Source organism: Streptomyces mirabilis (genome assembly GCF_039503195.1).
GTDB classification, from domain to species: Bacteria; Actinomycetota; Actinomycetes; order Streptomycetales; family Streptomycetaceae; genus Streptomyces; species Streptomyces mirabilis_D.
Window position 1 is genome coordinate 1,755,472 of sequence record NZ_JBCJKP010000001.1, and the last position, 26,652, is coordinate 1,782,123.

The 26,652-nt window shown below is 71.3% G+C and carries 21 protein-coding genes and 1 pseudogene; 8 read left to right on the forward strand and 14 right to left on the reverse strand.

From position 1 onward, the window contains the following. Positions 1–177: 177 nt before the first annotated feature. The 3 genes from AAFF41_RS08525 to AAFF41_RS08535 are packed head-to-tail and all read right to left on the reverse strand — an operon-like array spanning position 178 to position 2,842. On the reverse strand, positions 178–912 hold the full coding sequence (locus tag AAFF41_RS08525; RefSeq protein ID WP_075025471.1) for an SDR family oxidoreductase: 735 nt from the start codon (positions 910–912) through the stop codon (positions 178–180). Between the two features lie 40 nt (positions 913–952). Next, positions 953–1,342, reverse strand: coding sequence for a 5-carboxymethyl-2-hydroxymuconate Delta-isomerase (locus tag AAFF41_RS08530; protein ID WP_319745416.1), 390 nt, complete (start codon positions 1,340–1,342; stop codon positions 953–955). Positions 1,343–1,384: 42 nt separating this feature from the next. Continuing rightward, positions 1,385–2,842 carry an MFS transporter gene (locus AAFF41_RS08535; RefSeq protein ID WP_319745414.1) on the reverse strand — a complete coding sequence of 486 codons (1,458 nt, stop codon included), beginning with the start codon at positions 2,840–2,842 and terminating at the stop codon, positions 1,385–1,387. Between the two features lie 177 nt (positions 2,843–3,019). Between AAFF41_RS08535 and AAFF41_RS08540 the strand changes: the two genes are divergently transcribed. Continuing rightward, on the forward strand, positions 3,020–3,445 hold the full coding sequence (locus tag AAFF41_RS08540; RefSeq protein WP_343323786.1) for an ArsR/SmtB family transcription factor: 426 nt from the start codon (positions 3,020–3,022) through the stop codon (positions 3,443–3,445). A gap of 5 nt (positions 3,446–3,450) precedes the next feature. Here the strand turns inward: AAFF41_RS08540 and AAFF41_RS08545 are convergent, their stop codons facing one another. The 7 genes from AAFF41_RS08545 to AAFF41_RS08575 all read right to left on the reverse strand — a co-directional run bounded on the left by AAFF41_RS08545 (position 3,451) and on the right by AAFF41_RS08575 (position 12,305). After that, entirely contained in the window at positions 3,451–4,731 is a 1,281-nt protein-coding gene (locus AAFF41_RS08545; RefSeq protein WP_343323787.1) for a phthiocerol/phthiodiolone dimycocerosyl transferase family protein, read from the reverse strand. Positions 4,732–4,735: 4 nt separating this feature from the next. Then, positions 4,736–5,620 (reverse strand): FAH family protein, encoded by an 885-nt coding sequence (locus AAFF41_RS08550; RefSeq protein WP_319745408.1) that lies wholly within the window; start codon positions 5,618–5,620, stop codon positions 4,736–4,738. A gap of 69 nt (positions 5,621–5,689) precedes the next feature. Beyond that, positions 5,690–7,447 carry a thiamine pyrophosphate-binding protein gene (locus AAFF41_RS08555; RefSeq protein WP_319745406.1) on the reverse strand — a complete coding sequence of 586 codons (1,758 nt, stop codon included), beginning with the start codon at positions 7,445–7,447 and terminating at the stop codon, positions 5,690–5,692. Then, positions 7,444–8,646, reverse strand: coding sequence for a mandelate racemase/muconate lactonizing enzyme family protein (locus tag AAFF41_RS08560; protein WP_319745404.1), 1,203 nt, complete (start codon positions 8,644–8,646; stop codon positions 7,444–7,446). The genes AAFF41_RS08555 and AAFF41_RS08560 overlap by 4 nt, the downstream gene beginning before the upstream one ends. Continuing rightward, positions 8,639–9,520, reverse strand: a complete 882-nt coding sequence (locus AAFF41_RS08565) for an alpha/beta hydrolase (protein ID WP_319745402.1) — start codon at positions 9,518–9,520, stop codon at positions 8,639–8,641. Before AAFF41_RS08565 ends, AAFF41_RS08560 begins: the two co-directional genes overlap by 8 nt. A gap of 15 nt (positions 9,521–9,535) precedes the next feature. Beyond that, complete coding sequence (locus AAFF41_RS08570; protein WP_343323788.1) at positions 9,536–11,212, reverse strand: GH3 family acyl-acid amido synthetase; 1,677 nt, start codon at positions 11,210–11,212, stop codon at positions 9,536–9,538. 100 nt (positions 11,213–11,312) lie between these two features. After that, on the reverse strand, positions 11,313–12,305 hold the full coding sequence (locus tag AAFF41_RS08575; protein ID WP_319745396.1) for an aldo/keto reductase: 993 nt from the start codon (positions 12,303–12,305) through the stop codon (positions 11,313–11,315). 286 nt (positions 12,306–12,591) lie between these two features. Here AAFF41_RS08575 and AAFF41_RS08580 point away from each other — a divergent pair, with 286 nt between their 5' ends. After that, complete coding sequence (locus AAFF41_RS08580) at positions 12,592–16,500, forward strand: type I polyketide synthase (protein WP_343323789.1); 3,909 nt, start codon at positions 12,592–12,594, stop codon at positions 16,498–16,500. A gap of 309 nt (positions 16,501–16,809) precedes the next feature. Beyond that, positions 16,810–17,403: a TetR/AcrR family transcriptional regulator gene (locus tag AAFF41_RS08585; protein WP_319745391.1), complete on the forward strand. Its 594-nt coding sequence runs from the start codon at positions 16,810–16,812 to the stop codon at positions 17,401–17,403. 206 nt (positions 17,404–17,609) lie between these two features. Here the strand turns inward: AAFF41_RS08585 and AAFF41_RS08590 are convergent, their stop codons facing one another. Continuing rightward, entirely contained in the window at positions 17,610–18,203 is a 594-nt protein-coding gene (locus tag AAFF41_RS08590) for a TetR/AcrR family transcriptional regulator (protein WP_319746059.1), read from the reverse strand. A gap of 194 nt (positions 18,204–18,397) precedes the next feature. On the opposite strand from AAFF41_RS08590, the gene AAFF41_RS08595 reads away from it, so the two are divergent. From AAFF41_RS08595 to AAFF41_RS08615, 5 genes and pseudogenes are all read left to right on the forward strand, one after another. After that, positions 18,398–19,372, forward strand: coding sequence for an SMP-30/gluconolactonase/LRE family protein (locus AAFF41_RS08595; protein ID WP_319745388.1), 975 nt, complete (start codon positions 18,398–18,400; stop codon positions 19,370–19,372). A 206-nt stretch (positions 19,373–19,578) separates the two neighbouring features. After that, positions 19,579–20,409, forward strand: a complete 831-nt coding sequence (locus AAFF41_RS08600) for an SDR family NAD(P)-dependent oxidoreductase (protein ID WP_319745385.1) — start codon at positions 19,579–19,581, stop codon at positions 20,407–20,409. Beyond that, positions 20,406–21,632 (forward strand): amino acid deaminase/aldolase, encoded by a 1,227-nt coding sequence (locus tag AAFF41_RS08605; protein WP_319745381.1) that lies wholly within the window; start codon positions 20,406–20,408, stop codon positions 21,630–21,632. Before AAFF41_RS08600 ends, AAFF41_RS08605 begins: the two co-directional genes overlap by 4 nt. Before the next feature lie 28 nt (positions 21,633–21,660). After that, complete coding sequence (locus AAFF41_RS08610; RefSeq protein ID WP_319745378.1) at positions 21,661–22,431, forward strand: SDR family NAD(P)-dependent oxidoreductase; 771 nt, start codon at positions 21,661–21,663, stop codon at positions 22,429–22,431. A gap of 13 nt (positions 22,432–22,444) precedes the next feature. Further along, a pseudogene (locus AAFF41_RS08615) lies at positions 22,445–22,636 on the forward strand (winged helix-turn-helix transcriptional regulator); the annotation flags it as partial. A 13-nt stretch (positions 22,637–22,649) separates the two neighbouring features. Here AAFF41_RS08615 and AAFF41_RS08620 read toward each other — a convergent pair. The 3 genes from AAFF41_RS08620 to AAFF41_RS08630 all read right to left on the reverse strand — a co-directional run bounded on the left by AAFF41_RS08620 (position 22,650) and on the right by AAFF41_RS08630 (position 26,460). Beyond that, positions 22,650–23,990, reverse strand: coding sequence for an MFS transporter (locus AAFF41_RS08620; protein WP_319745374.1), 1,341 nt, complete (start codon positions 23,988–23,990; stop codon positions 22,650–22,652). Between the two features lie 240 nt (positions 23,991–24,230). Further along, positions 24,231–25,127 (reverse strand): serine hydrolase, encoded by an 897-nt coding sequence (locus tag AAFF41_RS08625; RefSeq protein WP_319746057.1) that lies wholly within the window; start codon positions 25,125–25,127, stop codon positions 24,231–24,233. A gap of 196 nt (positions 25,128–25,323) precedes the next feature. Continuing rightward, the gene (locus AAFF41_RS08630; protein WP_319746054.1) at positions 25,324–26,460 is read right to left on the reverse strand and encodes a hypothetical protein; all 1,137 of its coding nucleotides are present in this window, start codon (positions 26,458–26,460) and stop codon (positions 25,324–25,326) included. Positions 26,461–26,652: the final 192 nt, after the last annotated feature.

The following is a 26,652-nucleotide window of genomic DNA, read 5'->3' on the forward strand; positions in this document are numbered from 1 at the left end:
TCCGTCGACACTGACTCGGCGTTCCTTGCAGGCTCAACATCGCTTGTATACCGGCCGGTAGGTCGCTGGAGAAGAGATCTGTCACATATGCGGGAAACCCCGTCCCCCCGAGTACCGGAGACGGGGTCTCGCGGCGCACCCGCCGCGGTACGGCGAGGGGCGTCGGGTCATGTGCCGTCAGGCGATGGTTCCGCCGCCGTCGACGTACACGGTGGTGCCCGTCGCGTAGGCGTTGCCGGTGACGAAGAGCACCGCCTGGGCGACGTCGGCCGCCTCCCCCACGCGCCCCACGGGCAGGCGTTGCGTCGCCGCCTCGTACATCCGCTCGCGGGCGGTGACGTCCATCCCCTCCCAGAGCGGGGTCCGCAGCAGTCCCGGCGAGACGGCGTTGACGCGCAACGGCGCGTACTCCAGGGCCAGGCCGCGCACGAGGGCCTCGAGGGCGGCGTTGATGGCGCTCTGCAGGGCCGAGGCCCGGCCCGGCCGCTGGGAGAGGTAGCCGGCGAGCAGTGTCAGCGACCCGGAGGGCCGGACGCGGACGGACCGGGCGATCCGGTAAGCGCCCCAGAACTTGCTGTCCATGGCGGCGTACGCGTCGGCCAGCGGCAGGGCGTCGACCCGCCCCATGGGGGTCTCCCCCGCCGAGACGACTACGTGGTCGAACTCCCCGGCGGTGGCGGCGAACTTCTCCACCTCCTCCTCTGAACGGATGTCCAGGGTCTGCCCGTTCACCGCCCCGCCGCCGGACGCGGTGAGCCCGCCGAGCACCGCGAGGGCCGCGTCGAGCCGCTGCGGGCTGCGCGAGGCGATGACGGTGTCGGCGCCCTGCGTGACGAACTCCCGGGCGGTGGCGAGGCCGACACCGGAGGTGCCGCCGACGACCAGGACGCGCTGGTCTGCGTATGCGCTCATGACTGGTTCTGCTCCTGTACGTGGAGGGGGGCGGGGCCGGTCAGGCCGCGGGACGGTCGCTGTGGTCCGCGGACCGGGTCCGGGCGAAGCTCGGGCGGTCCAGCTCGGTGATCTGGACGGAGATGTCGCAGGCCGTCTCGCGCAGGGTCGCCTCGAAGGCGTCGGCGAGTACGGTCAGGGCGGCCTCGCTCACCGCCGTCCTGGCCTCCGGGGACTTGCCGCCGAACGTCCGCACGTCGAGGTTGACGAACGACTGCTCGCGGGTGCCGTCCCCGATGAAGTACTGGTCCATGCGGACGGCACGGCTCTTGAAGTCCTGGATGCGGAAGCCTCCGACCGAGGCCAGTTCGATGTGCAGCTTCCCGAAGAGGGCGGCCGGGTCTATGCGCTCCCGGACGTTGCCGGAGTATTCGAGCACGAGGTGAGGCATGGAACGGGGACTCCTTGGGGTAGGGCGACCGGGCGGCGGCCTTCAGCGCGCGTCGGCGGTCTTCAGAGCGGGCTCGGACCCGGCCTGGGATGCGGCGGCCGTCGGTGCCGTCGCGGTGGTCACCTGCCGCCTGGGCAGGCCGACCGCGCTGAGCACCGCGCTGATCGCGAGGGCCACCACGGCGCAGAGCAGGGCCGCGCGCAGGCCGGACAGGAAGTGGTCGGAGGCGGCCTGGCCGACGAGAAGACCCATTACCGCGACCCCGATGAGGCCGCCCAGCTGACGCGAGGCGTTGAGGACCCCGGAGGCGATGCCGGCGTTGGCCGGGTCCACGGACCCGAGCATGGCGTTGGTCATGGAGGGGACGACCAGGCCGATGCCGAATCCGGCGACGACGAACTGCGCGGTCATCTGCGCGTACGCCCCGGAGTCGACGACGGGGACCGTGGCCAGGTAGCCGAGGACGGCGAGGGTGTTGCCGGTGATCAGTACGGTCCGGGCGCCGTAGCGCTTGACCAGCGGACCGCACGACAGGTTCGCGATCATGATGGCGGCCGTCATCGGGAGGAACGCCAGTCCGGCGCCGATGGGCGAGTAGTCCCAGACCTGCTGGAAGAAGAGGCTGAAGACGAAGATCAGGCCGTAGAAGGCGAAGTTCAGCAGCACTCCGATGAGGGACGTGGAACTGAACGCCCGTCGGCCGAACAGGTGGAGGGGCAGCATCGGGTCGCCACTGCGGCGCTCCACCGCGAGAAAGCCGAGCAGCGCGACCAGGAAGACGGCCAGGCAGGTCAGAACGGTGGCCGAGGACCAGCCCTGCGCGTTGGCCTCCACGATCGCTCCGGTGAACGCGCCCAGGCCGACGACGGCGAGCAACTGACCGGGCAGGTCCAGCGAGCGGCGCACCGAGGCGTCGCGCGCGGGGGCGGGCCTGGCGTGGGCTCGCACGAGCACGATGCCGACGGCGGCGATGGGGACGTTGACGTAGAAGATCGAGCGCCAGCCGAGCGAGTCGACCAGCAGGCCGCCCACGACCGGGCCGAGCGCGAGGGCGAGTCCGCCGGCCGCGGCCCAGAGGCTCACGGCGCGGGTGCGTTCCGCCGGGTCGGGGAAGTTGGTGTTCACGATCGACAGCGAGGACGGCACGATCATCGCGGCGCCGACGCCCTGGACCACACGGGCGGCGATGAGGGCGACCAACGAGGGGGCGGCGCCGCAGGCCAGGGACGTCACGGCGAACAACGCGAAGCCCGCCATGAAGATCTGCTTGGGGTCGTAACGGTCGCCCATGGCGCCGGCGGTCAGGAGGAAGGCCGCGAAGGTGAGCGTGTAGCCGTTGATCACCCACTCAAGACCGGACAGACTGCCGCCGAAGTCCGCACCGAGCGCCTTGGTGGCGACGTTCACGACGCTGACGTCCAGGATGACGACCACGAAACCGAGGCAGGCCGCGAACAGCGTCAGTCCCGGCCGGGTCTTGTGGGGTTGGGTCTGAGGCACGGTTTTCCTTCCGTCGTGCCGGAGGGCGGTGAGCCGGAGCCGGGCGATACGCAGCGGGCTCCGGTAGACTGTTCGCCTACAAGCGAACAGTCCGAGTGTACGCAGATCATCGAACACTCTGCAATCCGTGTACGGCACGCCTCACGGACCAAGCGAGTCGGGACGGAGCAACCAGCCATGACGGCACAGAGCCGAGAGTCGACGGCACGGGGCGGGCGGGCGACCGTGGACAGCCGACAGCCGACGGCAGCCGCGAGTCACCGGACGCCGCCGGTCCACACTCCCCCGGGCGACGTACCGCTGGAGGCGGCGCTGCTCGCCCTCGCCGACCCGGTCCGCCAGACCCTGGTAAGGGAGTTGGCCGGGGCCGCCGACTGGGAACGGTCGTGCGGCAGCTTCGACGTGCCGGTCACCAAAGCGACCCTCAGCCGCCACTTCGCCGTACTGCGCGAGGCCGGCCTCCTGGAGCAGCGCGACGCCGGACCCAAGAGGCTCAACCGGCTGCGCCGCGCCGAGTTCGACGAGCGCTTCCCCGGCCTCCTCGCCCTGGTCCTGCGTACCGAGGACACCAAGGACACCAAGGACACCAAGGACAAGGCCTGAACACCTCATCGGGAAGCCCCCGCCGGCAGACCCCGACGCGCCGCGGCGGGGCGCAGCACGCGGTCGCGCAGTGCCTTCGCCATGGCGCGCACCGTGTCCGGGGCGGTGCTGGGGGTGCCGAAGGCCAGTGCCGTCGTGAACGCCCCGCCGAGGGTACCGAGATGGAGGACGACCCCGTAGTTGGCGCCCACGCGGTTGACCACGGTGCGATAGCCGGTGACCCGGGCGGTGTGCGGGCCGAGCGCCGGGTCGACGACACCGACGTTGGTGATGCAGATCCCGGCGGCCGACCGGGCGGCCGCGGTCTCCTCCACCGCCCGCCGGATCACCGCGTGGTCGCGCAGGGGCGGGCGCCACGCGGCGTCCGCCCGCGCCAGCGCCGCGGCGTAGTCACGGGCTTCGTGGACCGGATCGCCCCGGCCGACCCGCACGGGAACGTTCAGGACGTTGATGAAACAGCCCACGTCGGGCAGTTCGGCGCTCTCCCCGTATCGTCGCCGCAGCGACACGGCCGTGCACAGATTCACCTCCGAACGGCCCGTGGCCTCGGCGTACGAGTCGGCCAGCGCGACCGCGAAGAACTGATTGACCGTCACCCTCCGCTCCCGGCACCAGGACTTGAGGGCCAGGCTCTCCTCCCGGGTGAACGTCAGCGGGACGAAGTCCGCGGCCCGTTCGTCCCACGGCCGGTGCGCCGCGAACGGCAGGGGCTCGGGCCGCGGCACGAACTCCCGTACCGGGGCGTCCGGCCGCGCGGGTGGACGGTACGTCAACGCGTCGCCGTTGGGTGGCAGGGTCCGGACGTCGTGAACGCTCACCCCGTCGGGCGGGGCGAACAGCGCGTCCAGCAGAGCGCGGACCACGGCACCGGTGGAGTGGCCGTCCGAGATCGCGTGGTTGCGGGTGAAGTAGAGGTGCGACGCCCCCGCGCCCGGGTCGCGGACGAGGCGTAGCCGCCACAGTGGACCACCGGTCTCCAGCACGTCGTTGAGCTCCCCGCGCAGTACGTCGTCGGCCGATTCCGGCGTGCCGAGCGGGTCGTGTCGGATCTGTCCGGGCCGGAGTCCGGGACCGGTGGTGAACCACAGGCCGTCGGGCCGCTCCTCCATGCGCAACGACAGCAGCGGCAGCTCGGCGGCCCACCGCTCGGCGCCGCGCCGGAAGTGCTCGGGGTCGAGGTCGCCGCGCACCGTGACATGGGTGGTGACCTGCGTGGTGCCGTGCATCAGCGCGTGGGTGCGGGCGAACGCCGCCTCGACGTCACTGAGTCGGCGCAGCGGGGTCACGGCGTCAGTCCTGTCCGGGGCGGCGCGTCCACACCAGCGGGTGGGACAGCCGCACACCGTGGCTCGCGACGTCGATGGTGACCCGGTCGCCGTCCCCGGTCCGGAACCCGGCGTGGAAGCTGCTGCGGTCGGCGCCGATGTAGACGTAGTGCACCCGGCCGGGGCGGTGCAGGGCCTCGTAGGAGAAGAGGCGCGACATCATCGTGGGCAGGTCGTAGTGGAGGGCGTCGACACCGGTGGTGAACGGGCCCTTCCAGGCCGGTGCCCCGCCGCGCTCGACGGTGACCTCGCCCGTCACCGAGCGCGGCGGTTCGCCGAGGTGCAGCCAGGGGGCCACCCCGGCGTCGCACAGCTTCGCGTACGACAGGTGTCCGGCGTGCTGTTGGAAGCGGCCTATGTCGGTGACGTCGTTGCCGAAGGTGTAGCCGGCGTAGCGGGGCGTCCCCCGTTCGTCGCCCACGTGGACGAGGACCACCTCGGCCTCCTCGCACACGGCCACGGCGTCTCCGGGTACGGACAGCGCCTCGCCCGACACCTTCAGGACGTCCCCGAGCCCCTTGACGAACCAGTTGGGCTGGTCCGGCACCTCGGCGCCGACCTTCACGTTGTGCGTCATCATGAAGCCGCTGACCAGCGCGTCCCCCACGTGAGCGGGCAGCAGCGGGGGCAGCAGCCGCGCCCGGTGACGGTCCGCGGACGGTACGTCGACGGCCGCCCTGCCCCGGGTGAGCAGCGCGGCGGTGTCCGCCCCGTCGTCGGCCGCCGTGGTGAGCAGCGCGGCGAGGGTGTCACCGGCCAGGGGATACAGACGCAGGGACGCTCCGTCCTGCGGCACGCCCAGTCCGAAGTACCGCTCGTCGTCGTAGATGCATTCGAAGACCACCGTCATGGTGGGTGCCTCCTGGGAAGTCGCGGGCTGGGAAGACGGGGCCCGCCCGGTCCGGGCGGGCCGGTCCGGTCACTCCATGAGGATCTCGACGAGGACGGGCCTGCCGTGCTCCTTGATGTGGGCGACCGCCTCGCGCACGGTCGGCGCGACGGCGTCGACGTGCTCCACCCGCGGCAGGGTGTGGACACCGAACGACTGGGCCAGTGTCACGAAGTCGACGGGCCGGTCGTAGAAGCTGGTGGCGATGTGCGCGCGGTCGATGTCCCGGTCGCGGTTGCCGGCGATGCGCTCGGCGTGCTGGGTGGAGTTCAGATACAGGCGGTTGTTCATGACGATCACCAGGAGCGGCACGTCGTAGGCGGCGAGGGTCCACAGCGCGCTGGGCGTGTAGAGGAAGTCGCCGTCGGCCTGGAGGTCGACGCAGAGCGTGTCGTCGCTCTGGTGGGCGAGCGCCGCGCCGATCGACGCGCCGAGGCCGTAGCCGAGGCCGCCGCCGCCGTTGAGGCCGAGGTAGCTGCCGGGTCGCTCCAGCGGCCAGAGCTTCTTCACCCAGCCGTCGATGGTGAGGCTGCCGGTGTTGGTGAGGATCCACTCCTCGTCGCGGACCGCACGGTGGATCTCGTCGACGGCCGCGGACACGTGGATACGGTCGCGGCCCTTCGCCTCCTCCGCCTGGCGCGCCCAGTCGGCGCGGGCTTCGGTGTGCAGGTCGGCGAGGGCCTTGGTGCGCTGTTCGCGGCGCTCGGTGAACGCGGGCGCCGCGAACGGACCGGCCGGGTCCTCGACGACCGTACGCAGCGCGGCCACCGAGTCCGCGGTGTCGGCCGCGACGGCGCGGGTGACCGGCACGAACTGCTGGTAGTCGGCGGCCCATTTGCTGGTGAGCAGTTCGTTGAAGCCGACGGTGACGATGTCGGCGCCGTTCGCGGGCGCTCCCTGGTCGGTGAGCGCGAGAAAGGAGCCGAGGGCGCCGACCAGGTCCTGCACCTCGAGGGCGAGGACGAGGTCGGCGTCGGCCAGGAGCGTGCCCGAGGTGTGGCTGACGTTGAGCTGGTGGGTGTTGGGGAAGTTGAGCCTGTTGCCGCGGTCGACGACGGCCAGGCCGAGTGCGTCGGCGAGCGCGACCAGCTGCGCGACGGTACCGGGGTCACGGCCCGAGAAGTCGACGACCAGGACCGGGAGTCGGGCGGCGAGCAGTCGCCCGGTCAGGTCGTCGAGGTCGGCGCCGTTCAGCGCGGGGAGCCGGGCGGCCTCGGTGGATCGCGCGGGCAGCAGCCGTACGCCGTCCTCGAGCGGCTGCTCCTGCACGTCGAAGTCGAGCGCCACGAACACCGGCGCCTGCATCGGCGTGTTCATCAGCTTGAAGGCGCGGTAGAGGGACTCGACGGTGGCCCGCTGGCCGATGGGCTGGTCGCACCACTTCACGTAGTCCTTGACGACGGACTCGATGTTCTGCGAGGTGTGGATCCAGTCGATCCACGGGCGGCGCTTGCCGGCGTCGACGGGGCCGTTGCCGCCGAGTACGAACAGCGGTACGCGGTCGCACCAGGCGTTGAAGACGGCCATCGAGGCGTGCAGCAGACCGACGTTGGCGTGCACGAACACACCCATGTGCCGGCCGCTCGCCTTGTGGTAGCCGTGCGCCACGGCCACGGCGATCTCCTCGTGGCAGGTCATGACGATCTCGGGGGCGATCTCGGCGTTGTCCGCGTGGACGAGGGAGTCGTGCACGCCACGGAAGGACGCGCCGGGGTTGAAGGCGACCTTGTCGATGCCCTGCTGGTGCAGGAACTCCACCACCAGGTCGGAGAAGTAGGACGTCGTCATGCGTGTTCCTTCGTACGGGGCGCGGGAGCGGGGAGGGGCCGCCAGGACGTGTCGCCCTCGGTGCGGCGCAGCACGGCCCAGGGTTCGGCGTGTTCGTTGAGGTCGAGGCCGAAGCCGGGCCCGGGGGCCGGGGTGATGGTGTTGGTGGTGCGGCACACCGCGGGGGGTGGTGAGACGACCGGTTCGGGGAAGAAGCGGTCGGACTGGCCGGCCTCCACGGTGAACGCGTCGCCGTGTGCGAAGGCGAGGGCGCGGCCGGCGTTGATGAGCGGTCCGACCTCGGCGACCTGGACGCCGACCTGGAAGCCGAGGCCCGCGCGCCGGGCCAGCTCGATCACTCGCGCGGCGGTGACCGGGCCGCCGTTCTTCGCCACGCGGACGTTGAAGGCGTCGCAGGCCCCGGACTCGACGGCGGTGCGGGCGTCGTCGAGGGTGCACACCGACTCGTCGAGCAGGATGCGAAGACCGGTGCGGGCCCGCAGTCGGGCGAGTTCCGCCCAGGACCCCTTGGCCAGGGGTTCTTCTACGAGGTCGGCTCCGGCGTCGCGCAGCGCGGCCAGGTGCCCGTGGGCCTCGTCCGGGGTCCAGCTCATGTTGGCGTCGACCATGACCGGGACGGTGTCGCCGAGGCGGGCGCGGATCGCGGTGACCGTGCGGAGGTCGCGGTCGATGTCGTCGGCCGCCTTGACCTTGACGAAGTGGAAGGGCCCGCGGGTGTCGAGGAACTCCTCGACGTCGAGGCTGAGGTCGAGTACCTGGGAGACGGGCAGCGCGGGGCGGCGCGCGGCGGGTGCCCCTTCGGTGGGCACCAGTTCCGCCCCGCCCAGGCCCAGCCGCCTGCCCAGCAGGTCGAGCAGCGCGGTCTCCAGGAGGCAGAGCAGATTGCCGCCGCCCCGCAGGCCGAAGGTCCCGGCGAGTCCACCGTGGCGCAGCCGGGCGAGGAGCGCGGCCGGTTCGGTCGAGCGGACCCGCGCGAAGATCTCGTCCAGCGGCACATGGCGAAGGGCGCCGGTCACGGTCTCGGTGGTCTCCCCGGTGACGTACGCCCTGGGGGCGCACTCCCCGAGGCCGCTCGCTCCGTCGACGTCCAGGCGCAGCAGGAGGCTGTCGGAGGTGGAGCGGCGTTTGGCGGGGTGGTCGAAGGAGACCGCCATCGGCATCCCGACCCGGTACAGGACGGCCTCGGCGGCGTCAGGCATGGCGGTCCAGCCCCTGGAGGAGGGTGAACGTGGACGCCCAGTCGACGAGCCGGGCCCGTACGTCGGTGTAGAAGAGGTAGTGCTTGTGGGTGGCGAACTGGAGCAGGGCGCCGTGGCTCCCGGTCATCCCGAGGAAGGTGCGCCGTGCGTCGTCGAGGTCGATGATCGGGTCGCTGATGCCGGACACGTAGGCCGCCGGGACCGCGGGCAGCGCCCGCTCGGGCCGCATGTACAGCCGCTCCAGGTCGAGCAGCACGCCCCGGGAGCGCCGGGTCAGTTCGCGTACCGCCAGGTCGTCGTGGTCGATGAAGTGCCGGTGGCGCGCCTCGTCCGTGAAGTCCTCGGCCCTGAGCCCGGCGTCCCACGGCTCCTGGCTGGTCTCGGCCGCCAGGGTCCGCAGCTGCTCGTCGTCGAGGGTGGCGTGCAGTTTGCCCAGCCATGCCGAGCAGAAGACGGCCGCGTCGTAGCGGGTGGTGAAGTCCGGGTGGTGCATGAGCGCCGCCATGAAGGAGCCGCCCAGGCAGTGCCCGAAGAGCGACAGCGGCACGCTGTCGCCGACCGCCTCCCGTACGTACTCCAGCGCGGCCACGTAGTCGCGGATCACCGTGTCCACGTCGGGCAGGTCGTGCCGTGTGCCGCCGCTGATGCCGCTGCCGCGCCGGTCGAGGACGTAGAAGGCGATGTCGTTGTCGGCGAACTGGGGCCCGACCTCCCACAGCCAGCCGGCGTGCGACTGCAGTCCGTGGAAGTAGAAGACGGCGCCCTTCACCTGCCCGCGCGGCCGCCACAGGTGCAGCGCCAGTTCGGCGCCCTCGACGGGGATGCCCACGATCTCGCGGCGGATGTTCTGCGGCGGCCTCTTGGTCTCGATCACGTCCGAACTCCCCTTTCAGCGGCCGGATATGCGGCCGGACATGGCGGCGACGAAGTCGATGTCCTGCTGGAACGGCTTGTACTTGTACTGGGTGGCGTTGCCCGCCTGGCGGCGGCTTTCGATGTAGGTGGTGAGGGCGTCGTGGGGCACGGTGACGACCTCCAGCGCGCCGAGCCGCCCGCTGTCCCGCTTGGACGCGTACTCGATGTTGATCTCGTGCAACGCGCTGTCGACGTCGGCGGACAGGGCCTGATCCAGTCGCGGTGACGGCTCGGGGGCCTCGGCGACGACGATGTAGTAGGGGGGCTCCGCCCACCGCGGTCCGCACATGTAGAGCCCGGTGCCGAGGCCGCTGGCCGCAAGACCCCGCCGGATGGCCTCGGTCACCTGGGACTCGGTGATCTTCTCGCCGGTGAAGGAGTGGAAGATGCCGTCACGGTGGACGAAGTGGACCCACGGGGTGCCGTCCACGATCCGGTCGACGCGGTAGATGTCGCCCGTCCACAGGCGGTAGAGGCCGTTGCCCTGCGTCATGATGAGGTGGTAGTCGCGGCCGGGTTCCACCTCGTCGAACAACAGCGTGTGAACCGGCTCGCCGCGGTCGACGAGTTCACCCAGGGGCACATCGGCGGGTACGAACTCGAAATACGCCTGCCCCACGGCCAGCGGCTGGCTGTGCGGCGAGTCGTCCACCGGGATGGTGGTGACCCCCTCGGTGCCGCAGCTCATGAACGGCAGCTTGTCGACGCCGGGGAAGACCGCGTCCAGCTTGGCCGCGTACAGCCCGGCGGAGGCGGAGAGCCAGCAGGTGTAGAGGGTGAGGGAGGGCCACACGTCCTTGAGGCTGAAGTCCGGCTTGCGCAGGACCTCTTCGAGGTGCCGCGCGGCCCGCTCGTCGGGTTCGGTGTACGGCCTGCCCTCCAGCGTTCCCTCGCGCAGGTCGCGCACCAGGTCCGTGCCGTGTGCGGCCAGCAGGTCCCGCAAGGAGATCAGGGTGCTCGGGTTGATCGCCGAGATGTAGTGCAGGTCCCTGCCGACGAGGTGCCGGATGCGGTGGTACATGCGGCCCTCGTGGGCGCTGGGGACGCCCGGGCCGAACCACGGCGACTCGTACCACGGCGGATTCCAGTCGCGACTGTTGATCTGCGGGTGTCGGTTGCTGACGGCCTGGTGCCCGATCCCGTGCACGAAGTCGAAGACGTCCTCCCGGACGGTCTGGGTGTCGAGCGTCGCGTACGGGTGGTCGAGCAGCTCCGGGTGGTACTCCAGGTACGTGCCCCACATCGCCTTCATGGCGGGGATGCGGTAGGTGAGGAGCCAGTGCAGGGTGTAGGGCACCAGCTTGGGGACTCCGGTGGTCCCGCTGGTCTTGAGCCAGCGCAGCACCGGACTGCAGGTCAGGGTTCCGCCCTTGGTACGGGTCTCGCGCTCGATCTCCGGTACGAAGTCGTCGTAGCGCATGATCGGCAGCACCGAGCGGAAGAGGCCGGGTTCGGCGGCGACGGCGTCGTAGCCCCGCTCCCGCCAGTGGACCGAACCCGCGCTCATGTCGATGACGTCGGCGAGGACGCGCTGTTGTGCGACACCGGGTTGCTTCAGATCGGACAACAAGGCGTCCCGGGCCTGCCAGCACTCGTCCGCGAAGGGAGCGCGGCGGTCGTTCCAGTGTTTCTGCCAGTGCGGTATGTCCACGGCTGCTCCTGAGGATCTGTTTCTGGCTCTGGGCTCTGCTGCGGGAAAAGGAGAGAGCGGCACGTCGAAGGACGGCTCTCGAGAACCTGGCCGGGAGGAGTCAGCGGTCGATGTAGGCCATCATTCGCTCGTTGTAACGAGGGCCGGCGACCAGATCGGCGCGCACGGCGTCGTCGATCTCGGCGAGCGTGTCCACGCCGAGCGCCACCGTCGCGGAGCGGGTGTTCTCCTCCAGGTACGTACGCCGCTTGGTGCCCGGGATGGGGACGATGTCGTCGCCCTGGTGCAGCGCCCAGGCGATGGCGAGCTGGGCCGGGGTGAGGCCGTGGCGCTCGGCGACCTCCCGGATCTTCGCGGCGATCGCCATGTTCTGGTCGTAGTTGACGCCCTGCAGACGCGGGTCGTGGTGCCGGAAGTCGTCGGCCGGGTAGTCCTCGGCGCGCCGTACGCCACCGGTCAGGAAGCCCCGGCCGAGCGGGCAGAAGCCGACGAGGCCGATGCCGAGTTCCCGCAGGAGGGGCAGGACCCCGTCCTCCAGGTTCCGCTCCCAGACCGAGAATTCGCTCTGCACGACGGACAGCGGGTGGACGGCGTGGGCGCGACGGATGGTCTTCTCGCCGGCCTCGCACAGGCCCAGATAGCGGACCTTGCCCTGCCGTACGAGGTCGGCCATGGTGCCGACGACGTCCTCGATCGGCACCTTCGGGTCGACGCGGTGCTGGTAGAGCACGTCGATGTAGTCGGTTCCGAGGCGCTTCAAGGAGGCCTCGACGACCTCGACGATGTGCTCGGGACGGCTGTCGGCCTCGGCCGTCGTGCCGTCCTTCAGCTTCATCGGGAAGCCGAACTTCGTGGCGATGAGGGCCTGTTCACGGCGGCCCGCGAGCGCGCGGCCGAGCAGCACCTCGTTGTCGTGGGGTCCGTAGGCCTCGGCGGTGTCGAAGAGGGTGTAGCCCAGTTCCAGTGCCCGGTGGACGGTGGCGACCGACTCACGGTCGTCCGTGGCGCCGTACCACTGGCTCATGCCCATGCAGCCGAGGCCGAGCTCTGAGACCTCCAGCCCCTGACGGCCCAGCTTCCTGGTGGTGAGCATGCCTGCTCCTTCGCACTCGGTGGTGGGGATCGCGTCGCAACTGAAGCACATGGATGTACTGGAGTTCAATAGTTGACTCGAGGTCACCGGATTCCCCCGGGGGAACCGGTAGGGCCACGGACACCTGGCGCGCAAAGGTGCCGTCAAAATCCGTTCATGTGGCGTTTGTTACACACGCTCCCTCCACCATGACCCGCCCTTAACGACACCTTCATCAAAAGGACTTCGGATCAAGTTTGTTCTTCGGTATAGATTTGGACTACTGACTCGTCAGGAAGGCGCGGATGTGAACACAGTCGAACCGATCGCGATCATCGGTATGGGATGCAGGTTCCCCGGTGCACCAGGGGTGGAGGAGTTCTGGAAACTGCTGGAGAGCAACACCGATGCCGTCGTACCGGTGCCGCGGGACAGGTTCGACGTCGCCGCCTGGTACGACCCGCGGCCCGGCACGCCCGACCGGCTGATCTCCCGTCACGGCGGCTTCCTGGACGGCGTGTTCGACTTCGACGCCGCCTTCTTCGGGATATCGCCGCGCGAGGCGCGCACCATGGACCCGCAGCAGCGCCTGCTCCTGCACGTCGTGTGGGAGGCGTTCGAGGACGCCGGCATTCCGCCCTCCACGGTCCGCGGCAGCGGCACCGGAGTGTTCGTCGGGCAGGCGACCGCCGAATACGGCGACGCGACGGGGCCGTCGGCCACGGCGGACGTGCGGGCGATTGCGGGCAGCAGGCTGCGCGCCGTCACCGCCGGCCGCGTCTCCCACGCCTTCGACCTGCGCGGGCCCAGCCTGGTGCTGGACACCGCCTGCTCGTCCTCCCTGGTCGCCCTGCACAGCGCACGCCAGAGCCTGCTCACCGGTGAGTGCGAACTGGCCGTCGCCGCCGGGGTCAACACGATCCTCACACCCACCGACGCGGTCGCCTACTCCCAGGGGCGGATGCTCGCGCCGGACGGCCGGTGCAAGTTCGGCGACAGCTCCGCGAACGGCTTCGTGCGCAGCGAGGGCGTGGGCACGGTGCTGCTCAAGCGACTGTCCGACGCGCTCGCGGACGGCGATCCGGTGCACGCCCTGCTGCTGGGCAGCGCGGTGACCAACGACGGCGACGGCAGCGGCCTGCTCCTGCAGCCCGCGGTGTCCGGGCAGGTAGCCATGGTCCGCTCCGCCTGGCGCAGTGCCGGGGTGAGCGGGTCCCAGGTGGACTACGTGGAGGCGCACGGCACCGGTACGACCGTCGGTGACGGGGTGGAACTGCGGGCGCTGGCCGAGGCGTTGGGGGCCGAGGACAGTGCCGGGGCACCGCTGCTGGTGGGCTCGGTGAAGACCAACATCGGCCATGCCGAGGCCGCCGCCGGCATCGCGGGTCTCATCAAGACGGTGCTCGTGGCCAAGCACCGCACGGTGCCCGCCTCGCTCCACCTGGAGTCGCCCCAGCCCCAGCTCACGGAGCCCGGCTTCCCCGTCACGGTGGCGGACCGCAACACACCACTGCGCCCCAGGGGCGACCGCGCGGTGCTCGGAGTGAGTTCGTTCGGCCTGTCGGGGACCAACGCGCACGCGGTGATAGGCGAATACGTCCCCGAAGCGGCAGCGCGCCCGGACACCGACACACCGCGGTCGGCCGAGGACGCGGGCCCGCACCTGCTCGTCCTCAGCGCCCGCACCCCCACGGCCCTGCGGAGGCTGGCCGCCCGCCACGCCGAGCATCTGGGGCCGGACGGACCCGGCCGCGGCCACCGGCTGCGCGACATCTGCCGCTCGGCTGCGACGGGCCGGGACGCACACCCCTTCCGTCTGTGGGCCGTCGGCCACTCGCACGACGCCCTGGCCGACGTACTGCGCGCCCTGGCGGCGGATGAGCCGACGCCCGACGGCGGGATGCACGAGGCGGGCTTCGACGGTCCGCGCGAGGTCGCCTTCGTCTTCTCGGGGCAGGGTTCGCAGTGGCGCGGCATGGGCCGGGAACTGCTGCGGACCTCCGACGCCTTCCGCGCGGCACTGACGGAGTGCGACGCGGCGGTGCGCGAGGAGCTCGGCTGGTCGGTCGTGGACCTGCTGCTGGACGACGGCGCGGAGTTCGCCGACGCCGTCGAGAGGGTGCAGCCCGCGTTGTGGGCCGTGGAGGTCGCGCTAGCGGCCCACTGGCGCGGCATGGGGGTGGAACCGGACCTGGTCGTCGGACACAGCATGGGAGAGGCCGTGGCCGCGTGCGTGGCCGGTGCCCTGTCCGTGCGGGACGCGGCACGGGTGATCTGCCGCCGCAGCAGCCTGATGCAGCGCCTCGCGGGCCGCGGCGCGATGCTCGCCACGGAGCTGTCCCCCGCCGAGGCGCACGAACTCGTCGCGGCGTACGGCGACGACGTGTGCGTGGCGGTGGAGAACTCGCCCAGCGCCACCGTGCTGGCCGGCGACGCCGTCGTACTGGACAAGATCGCCGGCGAGTTGGAGCGGCGCGCCGTCCTGTGCCGCAGGGTCAAGGTCAATGTCGCCTCCCACTCCCCCCTCATGGACGAGATACGCGACGACCTGCTGGCACGGCTGGCGGACGTGGAGCCGGCGCCGTCGCGGACGGAGATGGTCTCCACCGTCCGGTGCGCCTCCGTGCGGGGCTCCGACCTCGACGCGGCCTACTGGGTGGACAATCTGCGCCGTCCGGTGCGCTTCGCCGAAACCGTGCGGCAGCTCGCCGAAACCCGGGACGTGATCTTCGTGGAGGTCAGCCCGCATCCGTTGCTCGCCCAGGCGATCGACGACGTGCAGAGCGCGGCCGGCGTGGCGCCGAAGGTGGTGACCACGCTGGTCCGGCTGCAGAGCGAGGCGACGGCGACCGCCCGCGCGATGGGCCGGGCGTTCTCCCTCGGCGCCCGGGTCGACTGGCGGCGCTGGTACGGCGACGACAAACGCCGAATACCGCTGCCGCTGTACACGTGGGACGCGGAGGACCACCGCGTCGAGAGCGTCCCGTCGACGGTTCCGGTGCGGCTGTACGAACGTCAGGTCCTGCTGTCGCGGCTGGGCATCGCGGACCTGGACACGGGTGTGTCGGTGCGCGGACTGTCCCCCGTGCCGCCCGCGGTGTTTCTGCAGGCGGTCGCCGAGGCGGTGCGCGACCTGATCGGCGAAGGACCGGTCGAGCTGCTCGACACCCGCATCGGTGACGGGCTGCCGCTCCTGTCCGACGCTCCGCGAACCACGGTGCGGATCCGGTTGGATCGATCGGCCGGGGCAAGGGACCCGCTGGCCGAGGAGAGGAAACCCCTTACGGGAGAGGGGGAGTTCACCTTCGCGGTCGAGGTGGTCTCCGAGGGGTCCGGCGCGTCCGCCCTGTGCGTGGCGGGAACCGCACGGGCGGCGGCGACACCGTCCCACGCCTCCGGGCTCGCCCCGCTGGACGGCGCGCTGACCCGGTGCGGCGAGTACGTGCCTGGCGCCGAGTTCTACCGGCGGGCGGAGGCCCGCGGGTACTCCGTCGCCCCGGCGCTGCGCACCGTACGGCAGGTGTGGCGACGGGAGGGCGAGGCGGTGGCGCGGTTGCACGCGCCCTCGGGTGCGGCGAGCGGCGCTCTGGAGGCCGGTCTGCTGGCCATGCTGGGAGCCTGGCCGCACTCCACGGCGGCGGACGACCCGACGCGGGCCCATCTGCCCCTCTCCTTCGCCCGCGTCCTGCTGGCAGACGCACCCGGCGGCGAGTACTGGAGCACGGCCCGCTCGGCCCCCGAAGCCGACCGGGACCGCACCCGCTGCGATGTCCTGCTCACCGCGCCGGACGGACGCGTGCTCGCCGAGTTCGAAGGCATCGCGATGGTCCGCTCGCCGGGCCGGTCCGACGCGGCGCACCACGAACCCGACGCGATGACCGTGGCCACGGCGCCGCCGCCCGCGGCGCTTCCTCCCGTCGAGCGGGCTCCCCTGCCGAAACCGGGGGCCGACCGGTCGCGCGCCTCCCGTCCGCCCGCGGAGCGCCTCTTCATCCATACCGCGACGATGCTCGGCACCACCGTCGACCGGGTCGATCCACGGCGGTCACTGCGTGACCTGGGCCTCGACTCGCTGATGGCGACTCAGCTCAGGCGCATCCTGCACCGGGAACTCGGAGTGGATCTCCCGACCAGCCGTCTGCTGGGCAACGAGAGCGCCGCCGCCATCGCGGCCGACCTCCGCGAGGAGGCGGCGCCCGAGCCCCGGAGCCGCTGAGGCCTGTCCCGGCGACCAGGTCGCCTTCAGCCGGAGCGGTCGTACCGCGCGCACCACACGCGGTACGACCGCTCCGGCGTTCAACGCGTCACGTACCGCACCTAGAACCGCAATACATTAATGGACTACGGTATACCGATACGGTCGCCGTGGACCCGGTCTCTTGGCACGACGGTAGGGATGCCCGTCGTCGACTCCGAAGGTTCGCGGAGACGTCCGGTCGGAGCCGAGAGAAAGAGAGAGCCGATGACGGTTGAGAATTCCCAGCCCGTACGTCCCCCCGGCCGGCGGGAACGGAGCAGGCAGCGCATGCACGACCGCCTGTACGCGGCAGCTCTGGAGCTCTTCGCCGAGCAGGGGTACGAACGCACGACGATCGACCAGATCGCGGAACGCGCCGATGTCGCCCGGGGAACGTTCTTCAATCACTTCCAGCGCAAGGAAGACGTCGTCACGACGTGGGCGGAGCAGCGCCAGGACGACCTGCGGACCTTCATGGACAAGTCGCTCTCGCACAAGGACGACGACGCCACCGTCCAGTTGGAGCGGTGCATGGCTGCCCTGGCCGATTTCAACGAAGCGGAGCCGGACCTCACCCGGGTGATGCTGACCGCCTGGGTCAGGTCGGGCCAGCCCCTCCTCGAGGAGCCCGACTACGCGGGGCACGTCTTCACCCGGGTCATCACGATGGGGCAGACCCGCGGGGACATCGCCCGCGACATCGACCCGGTGGTGGCGGGCAACATGCTGCGCGACGCCTATCTGGGGCTTCTCTACCGGTGGACGCAGGCCGCCGACGGCAGGGCCCCCCTGCACGTCGAACTGCGCGCCCTCCTGCGGATCGCGCTCACCGGTGTCCTTTCCTGGACCCGCACCTCGAACGCGCCCCTCCGGGACCGCTGACAGCACCGGCCGCAACGAGCGAACCCCGCCTCCGGAGTACCGGAGGCGGGGTTCTGTGGAGCGCCGGGCAGGCCTTGCACCTGCATCTCCCCGCAGGAAGCGGGGCGTCTTTCCTTGGACCACCAACGCGAGGTCGGCCGCCGAGACTTCCAGCGGTCTGCTCAAGATCGATCATAGCGCATTCCAAGCCGCCGACGGCGCACGCGTCAGGCGGCCGACGGTCGGGCGTACTGGAGAAGGTGGTCGGCGAGCAGGTGCAGAACCGCCTCGCTGTGCTCGCTGTTGCGGTCGACGAGCCAGGTCATGTTCAGGCCGTCGATCACCGAGTGCACGTACCGCGCGAGGATCGGCACGGGCTGCGTCCACTCGATCCCGGCGTTGTCGGCGGCCAGTTCGAGCAGGGAGGCGAAGGCGGCCAGGAAGATCTCGTACTGTCTCCTGGCGATGTGCTCGAAGCCGGGATTGCGCAGCGCGTACTGGGTGAGCTCGTAACTGATCTGATGCTCGCCGGGGTTGGCCTCGAACCCCTTCCAGAACGCGTGCAGGCTGTCGAGGACGCTGTCGCGGATGTCCCGGTGCGGCGCGAACAGGCCCCGGACCTCGGCGACGTAGCGCTCGGTCAGGGTCTCGGTGACGCGTTCGAGGAGCTGCGCCCTGGAGTCGAAGCAGTAGTGGAAGGCCCCGAGGGTCATACCGGCCTCGTTGACGATCGCACGGGTGGTGGCCTTGGCCACGCCGTCACGCGTCATGACCCGGATCGCGGCCTCGAGGAGCTCGGCCCTCCGGTCGCTCGCCGCCATACGGGACACACGATCTCCCCTCTTCACCTGCGGGTTCGTCCGCCAGGATAGCCAGACCCACCGACCGCGCGTCGGTTCGGAGCGCGGATCCGCAGAGAAGTAAGTCAAGCGTCCAAGACTCTTGACTTACTTCCGCGCGGTGGGCGACCGTAGCGGAACCCGACGCCTGGCACGAGCCCCCTCAGGAGGCGGAAGTGCGACCGCAAGCCACTGTCGTTCTGGACGGATTCGGCACGCTGGAGTCCCTGCGCTGGCACGACGGCGCGCTGTGGTTCTGCGACTTCGCCCACGGGACGGTGCACCGCTGGGACACCCTCGGGGAGCCGGAGACTGTGCTGGAGGTCCCCGGCCGGGCGGGCGGCCTCGGCTGGCTGCCCGACGGGCGGATGCTGGTCGTCTCGATGGACGGACGCCGCGTCCACCGCCAGGAACCGGACGGCTCCCTGGTCGTGCACGCGGACCTCGGCGACATCGCAGGCGGCCCGGTCAACGACATGCTCGTCGACGGGCAGGGCCGCGCCTACGTGGGCAATTTCGGCTTCGACTACCACGGCTTCGTCCGACAGCGGCCCAACGCCATGCTCTACGCACCGCCGGGCCCACCCACGGCCCCGCTCGCCTGCCTGTCACCCGAAGGCGAACTGCTGGGCCTGAGCGAGCCGTTGGTGTTCCCCAACGGCTGCTTCCTCCTCGACGAGGGGCGGACCCTGCTGGTCGCCGAGACACTGGCGATGCGGCTCACCGCGCTGCCGGTGCTGCCGGACGGACGGCTCGGCCCGCCGCGCCCCTGGGCTCCGCTGGCCCCGGCCTGGCTGTGGAGGTCCCTCAACAGTCCCGGGCTGCGTGGCCGGATCACCCGGCGGGTCTCGTCCCTGCTGGACCACCAGGCGATCGCCGACCGCTCCGACACCCCCATCGCCCCGGACGGCATCGCACCGGGCAAGGACGGCACGGCCTGGGTCGCCAACGCGCTGCGCGGCGAGTGCGTCCGGGTCGGCCCCGGGGGCACGATCCTGGACCGCGTCGCCACCAGCCAACGTACGCTCAGCTGCCTGGTCGCGGGCCCGCGCGGTGACACCCTGTACGCCGCCACCGTCCCCACCGACGACCCGGAGCGCGCGGCACAGCTCGACGGCGCACGGCTGGAGGCGTACGTCCTGCCGTCCTGACCGCGGACGCACGGGCCCTCCCCGACGGCCGACCCGCCCCCTTCGCTCGCGGACACGCGCACTGCGTCCACGGGGCCATCCCCCGCCCGCCTCCCGGGAGTTCACATGCACGGACATCGAACGGGCGACGGCGCCCACGACACTCCGTACGGCGCCCACGTCGGCACCTCGTACGGCAGCGGCGGCGCATGCCAGGGGAGGCCGCGATGAGCGTGGTCCTGGTGACCGGCGCGGCCAGTGGCATCGGCGCCGCCACCGCGCGCGAGGCGGTGCGCCGCGGCCATCGGGTCGCCCTCGCCGACATCGATCTGGCCGGTGCCACCCGCCTCGCCGACCGACTCGGCCCCGCCGCCTGCGCGATCCCCCTCGACATCCGTGACCAGGACGCCTGGGAGGAGGCCTTCGACGCCGCCGCGGCCCGGCTCGGCCCCGTCGAGGTTCTCGTCAACAACGCCGGGATCATCCACACGGGATACGCACGCCAGTTGTCCCTGGAACAGCACCGCCACATGGTCGAGGTCAACCTGCTCGGCCCGATGACCGGGACGCTGACCGCGCTGCCCCGGATGCGCGCCCAGGGGCACGGGCACATCATCACCGTCTGCAGCATGAGCGCGTTCCTGCCGCTGCCCGGCTACACCACCTACGGCGCGACCAAGCACGGGCTGCGCGCCTTCCACCACAGCGTGGCGATCGAGGAGCGAGGCGGACCGGTGACGTTCAGCATCATCCACCCGCCCGGCACCCGGACGCCGATGCTGGAGCAGGAGATGGCCGACCCCAGCGCGGTGATCACCTTCGCCGAGAAGCCGCTCACCCCCGAGAAGGTCGCCTCGGTCATCGTCGACGCGATCGTGAAGAAGCCGGTCGAAGTCGTCCACCCCGCCGTCGGCGGACGCGTCCAGCGGGTCGCCGGGGTGTTCCCCCGGCTGATGCGCTTCGTGATCCCCAGGGTGGCGGCCATGGCGGAACGCCGCAGTAGGAGCATCGCCCCGGCCACGGCCGTGGTGCACGAGCGAGGAGACAACAACCGATGACCACCGACACCACCCCGGCCCGGTCCGCCCCCGCGGAACAGGGGCGCTACGACCGGTTGCGGGCGGCGACCGCGGGCCTGGAGCCGCCCTTCGGCGTCATCGATCTGGACGCCTTCGACGCCAACGCCGTCGACCTCGAACGCCGCGCGGGCGGCAAACCGATACGGCTCGCGAGCAAGTCGCTGCGCTCGCGCGCCCTCATCCGCCGGGCTCTCGCCCGCCCCGGGTTCCAGGGCGTCCTCGGCTTCACGCTGCCCGAAGCCCTGTGGCTGGCCGAGGAGTTCGAGGACGTCGTCGTCGGCTACCCGACCACCGACGCCACCGCGCTGCGCCGGCTGGCCGCCGACGAACGGCTCGCCTCCCGGATCACCCTGATGGTGGACTGCGTCGAGCACCTCGACCTCGTGGATGCCGCGACCGGCCCCCGGCAGACCCGCGTCCGCGTCTGCCTTGAACTGGACGCCGCCCTGCGACTGGCGGGCGGCCGTCTCCACCTCGGGCCGCGCAGGTCCCCGGTGCACACGCCGCGGGAGGCGGCCGCGTTCGCCCACGAGGTCGCGGCCCGTCCGGGCTTCGAACTGGCCGGGATCATGGGGTACGAGGGCCAGGTCGCCGGCCTCGGCGACAACCAGCCCGGCTCACTGCTCAAGCGGGCCGTCGTGCGCGCGATGCAGCGTTCCTCCGTCGAGGAACTGCGCCACCGACGGGAGGCCGCGGTCGCCGCCGTACGTGCCGTCACCCCGCTGCGGTTCGTCAACGGCGGCGGCACCGGCAGCCTGGAGACCACCACGCGGGAGGATGCCGTGACCGAACTCGCGGCGGGCTCCGGCCTGTACGGTCCCGGGCTCTTCGACTTCTACCGGTCCTTCCGGCCCGTCCCCGCCGCGTACTTCGTCCTGCCCGTCGTACGCCGCCCCTCCCCGAAGATCGCGACGCTCCTGGGCGGCGGATGGATCGCGTCAGGGCCACCCGGCAAGGACCGGCTGCCCACCCTGGCCTGGCCTCCCGGCCTGCGCGTCACCGCCACCGAAGCGGCGGGCGAGGTGCAGACCCCGCTGCTCGGCAAGCCCGCGCAGGCCCTGCGCATCGGCGACCGGGTGTGGCTGCGGCACGCCAAGGCCGGTGAACTGTGCGAGCGGGTCGGCGAACTCCACCTGGTCAGCGGCGGCGAGGTGGTCGACACCGTACCGACGTACCGGGGCGAGGGCCGGCACTTCCTGTGACGGCCCGTCCTCCGGGCAAGGTGACACCATGACCCGCATCACCGACCGCACCGTCCTCATCGTCGGTGCCTCCTCGGGCATCGGCGCGGAGGTCGCACGCCGACTCGCGCACAACGGCAACCGGCTGGTCATCACGGCACGGCGCGCGCCCGAACTCGCCTCCGTGGCCGAGGAGATCCGAACCGCGGGCAGCGCCTGCCGGGACATCGCGGCGGACGCCCTGGACCCGGGGGCGGCCTCCGCCGTGGTGGCCGCGTGCGTCGCGGAGTACGGATCCGTCGACATCGCGCTCCTCAACGCAGGCCAAGGACCGGACATGTCCATGGACCAGGTCACCGTGGCCGACATCGCACGGATCACGGCCCTGAACTACGACGTCGTCGTCCACTACCTCGTCCCCCTGATCGCACAGATGAAGACCCAGCGCGACGGAGGACTGATCGCCCACACCAACTCGCTGGCCGGCCTGATGGGCATCCCCCGCCAGGGTCCCTACTCCGCCGCGAAGGCCGCTGCCCGCACCCTCATCGACACCGCACGCGTCGAACTCGCGCCCCACGGCATCCGGTTCACCACCGTCCACCCGGGCTTCGTCGCAACCGACCGCGTCGGCGCCGACGGTCTCCCCAAGCCCTTCCGAGTCAGCCAGAACCGCGCGGCACGACACGTCGTACGCGCCCTGGAAAGAGAACCGGCACAGGCGTACTTCCCCTGGACCACGACAACTCTGGTCCGCACCCTGCGCACCCTCCCCACGCCGCTCTCCGCCCTGATACTCCGAAAGCTGGCCTCGAGCTAGAGGTGGGAGCGACTTCAGCATGATCCTCGTCGACGCGGACAGCGGCGAGGAGGTCGAGCCCGTCGTCGTCGACGCCAGGACCGGCCGCCGGCTCGACGACAGCGACGCCTTCGTCTTCACAGCGGGCCCGGCGGCGAGCCCCGCCCCTGCGCGACCGCTACCCGAACGGGTCGAAGACGCAGAGGTGAGCGGCCTCGGCGGCTGAACGCCGCGACCGCTCAGCCCGGTGGGAGAAAGCGATGGCCGGGCGGCATGTCCCGCGGGGGCAGCTCGCGTCCCAGGCGGGCGAGTGGGGACAGGGCCATCAGCGCCGGGGACAGCATCATGCCGGCGGCCGTCACCAGGAGGCTGGTGCGCAGCCCCCACTCCCCCACGAGAAAGCCGCCGAACAGCGAGCCGAGCGGGGCGGCCCCCATGCCGACGAACGTGATCGTCGCGGCCACGCGGCCTTGCATCCCGTCCGGGGTGACGGCCTGCCGCACGGCCATGACCGTGACGTTCACCAGTTGGCCGAAGGTCCCGAACACGAAGTTGACCGCGACGAGCGAGGGGATCGTCACCGCGGAGGGGCCGCTCAGCGCGGGCACACACAGCATCACGCCGTCGCCGAGCGCAGCCGCCGACACGAGCACCACGCCGTGACCGAACCGGCCCGGGAGCCGGGCGGCCAGCACAGAACCCAGGAGCGCGCCCGGCCCCGTGGCGGCGAGTGTCACCCCCACGACGCTGCCCGACAGGTGCAAGTCCCGTGGCAGGAAGAGCAGATAGCCGGTCATCGTCGCCGCGAAGGAGAACTGGAAGGCGGTCGAGGCCAGGCCCACGGTCCGTAGCCAGGTGTCCCCGGCGACGAAGCGCAGGCCCTCGTGGATCCGGTGCCAGACCCGAGGGGCCCGTCCCGACCGCTCGGGGACCGGTTCGCGGTGCCGGATCCGCCGGATCGACAGGAACGACCCCGCGAAGGACAGGGCGCAGGACGCGGCGGCGATCGGCGCCGACAGGAGGGACACCAGCGCGCCGCCCAGGGCGGGGCCGACGATCTGCGCCGCCGAGCGGCTGCCCTCGATCGCGCTGGTGGCCCGCGTCAACCGGTCGCGTGCCACCAGTCGTACGAGAGAGGCCTGGTACGCCACGTCGAAGAACACCGACAGGACCCCGACCGTGAAGGCGACCACGAGGAGTGCCGGCAGGCCGAGCCCGCCGAGGAGTCCGGCCAGGGCGGCGCCGCCCAGCGCCAGGGCCCGGCCGAGGTCCGCCAGCACCATCACCGTGCGGGTCCGCCATCGGTCCACCCACGCGCCGACGAGGAGCGCGAGCAGCAGGGTCGGTGCCTGCCCCACCGCGCGGAGGACGCCCAAGCGGCCGGCATCGGCGTCGAGTGTGAGAACGGCGATCAGCGGAAGGACCACCAGGCTCGCGTGTTCGCCGAGTTGGGAGGCCGTCTGTCCCACCCACAGTCGGCGGAAGTCGGCGTCGCGCCGGAGGGCCGGCGGAACAGGACGCCCCGAGCCGGACGCGGCGGAAGACGAGGAGGAGGGCGGACAGGAGGAATCGTCCGGCACAGGAGAACCCCTTGGGTCGCGCAAGACAGAGTCCGCCACCCGGCGCACGTCGAGGACGCCGACGGTTCAGGTGGGGAAAGGTTCGCTGTGCCGCGCATCAAGGGCAGCACGCGATGACGGGCCACTCAGGGCCTACGACGTCAACGCGCGCTCGGACGACCGACCATGTCTCGACCCCTCGGGAATCACACTCGTTTCCCGCACCCTAACCTCCGACCGATCGGCGCGAAAGGGAAATACCTACGCGGCAGTTGAGGTGTTCAGGTCCCGGTTTACGGCATGGGCGGCGCCCTCGACGGTCGCGACGCCGTCGGCCATCGTGCGGTTGTCCTGGGAGAGCACGACCAGTCCGTAGTCGTGGCCGCCGCCGGTGAACACACCGACGCTGTGCACCCGCCAGCCGTGGGTGTCGCGCGGCAACCAGCCGTTCTTGACCTGAACGGTCGCCGTCGCGGGGGCCCCGGCGGGCGTTCCCCAACGCTGCTCGGGGACGACCCGGTTCATGAGCCGGAGGGCGTAGGTACGCGCGTCCCGGTCGAGGACGGAGTTGTCCGAGGTGAGCAGTCGGAGCAGCCTCAGCTGGTCCTCGGCCGTGACCTGGGTGTGCCCCCAGTAGCCCTTGGGCCCGGGGACGGTGTCCTCCATCCCGGCCAGGGTCAGGAAGTGTTGGATGCCGGCGTGGCCGATCTGGTGCCACAGGGCGTTCGTCGCGTCGTTGTCCGACTTGGTGATCATGGCGGTGGTCAGTTCCACCTCGTGAGCGGTCAGGGCCCGGTGCTGCTCCATGCTCTGGCGCAGCAGCGCCCCCAATATCGTGACCTTGACCACGCTCGCCGAGTCGAAGGCGGTTTCGGCCCGGAAGCCGCACGCGGTCCCCGTGGCACGGTCGTACAGCGCGAGCGCCGCGGCGCGGTCCCGCCCGTGCAGGGCTCCAGCGATGTCCTTGGACAGCCGGGCCGCGAGCCCTGGCCGCTGTGAGGTGCACTTCACCTGGGAGCCGCCGACGGTGGCGGTGGCTTCGGAGGTGGCGTCGGCGGTGCTCGCCTGGGCCGGGGTGGCGGCGAAGAGCGCCGCGAGCGCCGACCCGGCCGCCGCGGTCGCGGCCAGTCCACGCCGCGCGCGGCGCAGTGCGTGCATGTCCGGCATGAAGATTCCCTGCTCTGTGTCTGCGGTCACATCGGGAGCCCGTTCGCGGGCCCGTTTCGATACCCGAATGACGGCGACGCTACAGGGACGAAAGAGGCCCCGGCGTGCGGTAAATAGGCCTATGTCCGAATTGGGAGGTTTTTAGCCGTGTGACATTCATCAACCCATTCCTCCCCGCGGAGGGTGGTCACCCCTGGGGGGACGCCGGAGAAGGAGCCATCGACTCGGGGCGCCGGCGGCGTGGCCCGGGCCCCAGCAGGACGTAGCCCGCCGAACCCGCGGCGAAGGCCAGCCGGATCAGGCCGCAGACGCGGTCCGAGGGCACCAACAAGGTGCTGCCGTACAGGGAGAGCAGGGCGATCCAGCTCCACCACGGCACCAGACGACGCTGCCCGACCGCGTCCCACAGCAGGGTGCCGAGCAGGATCGAGGCGCTGTAGTACGTGTAGACGCTCGGGTCCAGTGCGATGCGGGCATCGGCGCCGAGCAGCACGACCGCGGGCCAGCGGCCTCTGAGCACCGCCAGAGCGCCGAGACCGAATCCCAGGAGCACTTGGGCCGGGCGGTCCCACCAGGGCGTGGCCGGGGCCAGGACGCCGAGCCAACGCAGCGCCGAGGCGGGCTGGTTGGCGATGGTGAATCTGGCGGCGGCAGCCGAGTTGAGATGGGTGACGTAGAACGGCAGCCACGCCACGGCCACCAGGCCGACCGTCCAGAGCGCGGAGTTGCGTCGTCGCGCGGCCGGGAGGGCGAGCAGCAGAGCCGTGAACGCCACTGCCCAGGGTTTCGAGTCCACCGCCAGCGCGAGCATGATGCCCACCGTGCGCCCTTGGCCCCGCACCAGGGCGCGTACGGCCAGAGTGGTGAAGAACAGCGCGAGTACGTCGTCCAAGTGGGCGAACCGGACCGCCACTTCGACCCACATGGGAATGAAGGCCACCCCTGCCACGAGCACCCGCTGCTGGAGTCGGCGGTGGTTGAGTCCCGTACCGCGGTTGTGGTCGGCCGCAGTGCGGCCGACCAGAACCAGCATGTAGAGGCCGAGTGCGGACATCACCGCCTCCGCCAACACCTCCGCCATGTGGGGTGGCAGCGGGGCGAACAGCGCGGCCGCCAGAAAGCTCACGGGGCCGATCTGCAACTCGGGATGGTTGGCGTAGATGGCAAGGCCGCCACCCGGAACGGCGCCGAAGAGCAGCTGGCCCCCGGTGCGCAGGTAGTGCCAGGAGATCCCCCCGTGTCTCTGCACCAGCAGGAACCAGAGCAACGTCCACGCCGCAAGGACGACGATATGGGGTCGTATGCCCTTGCGTTCCTGTCGCATGACCCAGGGGACGGCCCGGCTCACGGTGCGGCCACCCGTTCCCCGGCGACTTTGCTCCGGGTCCTGCGCCCGAGTCGGTCCCCCCGCGTCCTCGCGACCCTCGTCCCACCGCACAGGCGCCTACCGCGCCAACTGATCGGCGACGTCACGAACCGGTACGCACCGGTTCCCCACTGGAAGATCCGCGCCTTC

Coding starts and splice junctions, on each gene's coding strand:
- AAFF41_RS08525 (WP_075025471.1), bottom strand. CDS start 912: ATGAGCGCATACGCAGACCAGCGCGTCCTGGTCGTCGGCGGCACCTCC.
- AAFF41_RS08530 (WP_319745416.1), bottom strand. CDS start 1,342: ATGCCTCACCTCGTGCTCGAATACTCCGGCAACGTCCGGGAGCGCATA.
- AAFF41_RS08540 (WP_343323786.1), top strand. CDS start 3,020: ATGACGGCACAGAGCCGAGAGTCGACGGCACGGGGCGGGCGGGCGACC.
- AAFF41_RS08550 (WP_319745408.1), bottom strand. CDS start 5,620: ATGACGGTGGTCTTCGAATGCATCTACGACGACGAGCGGTACTTCGGA.
- AAFF41_RS08555 (WP_319745406.1), bottom strand. CDS start 7,447: ATGACGACGTCCTACTTCTCCGACCTGGTGGTGGAGTTCCTGCACCAG.
- AAFF41_RS08560 (WP_319745404.1), bottom strand. CDS start 8,646: ATGCCTGACGCCGCCGAGGCCGTCCTGTACCGGGTCGGGATGCCGATG.
- AAFF41_RS08575 (WP_319745396.1), bottom strand. CDS start 12,305: ATGCTCACCACCAGGAAGCTGGGCCGTCAGGGGCTGGAGGTCTCAGAG.
- AAFF41_RS08585 (WP_319745391.1), top strand. CDS start 16,810: ATGCACGACCGCCTGTACGCGGCAGCTCTGGAGCTCTTCGCCGAGCAG.
- AAFF41_RS08590 (WP_319746059.1), bottom strand. CDS start 18,203: ATGGCGGCGAGCGACCGGAGGGCCGAGCTCCTCGAGGCCGCGATCCGG.
- AAFF41_RS08600 (WP_319745385.1), top strand. CDS start 19,579: ATGAGCGTGGTCCTGGTGACCGGCGCGGCCAGTGGCATCGGCGCCGCC.
- AAFF41_RS08605 (WP_319745381.1), top strand. CDS start 20,406: ATGACCACCGACACCACCCCGGCCCGGTCCGCCCCCGCGGAACAGGGG.
- AAFF41_RS08610 (WP_319745378.1), top strand. CDS start 21,661: ATGACCCGCATCACCGACCGCACCGTCCTCATCGTCGGTGCCTCCTCG.
- AAFF41_RS08625 (WP_319746057.1), bottom strand. CDS start 25,127: ATGCACGCACTGCGCCGCGCGCGGCGTGGACTGGCCGCGACCGCGGCG.
- AAFF41_RS08630 (WP_319746054.1), bottom strand. CDS start 26,460: ATGCGACAGGAACGCAAGGGCATACGACCCCATATCGTCGTCCTTGCG.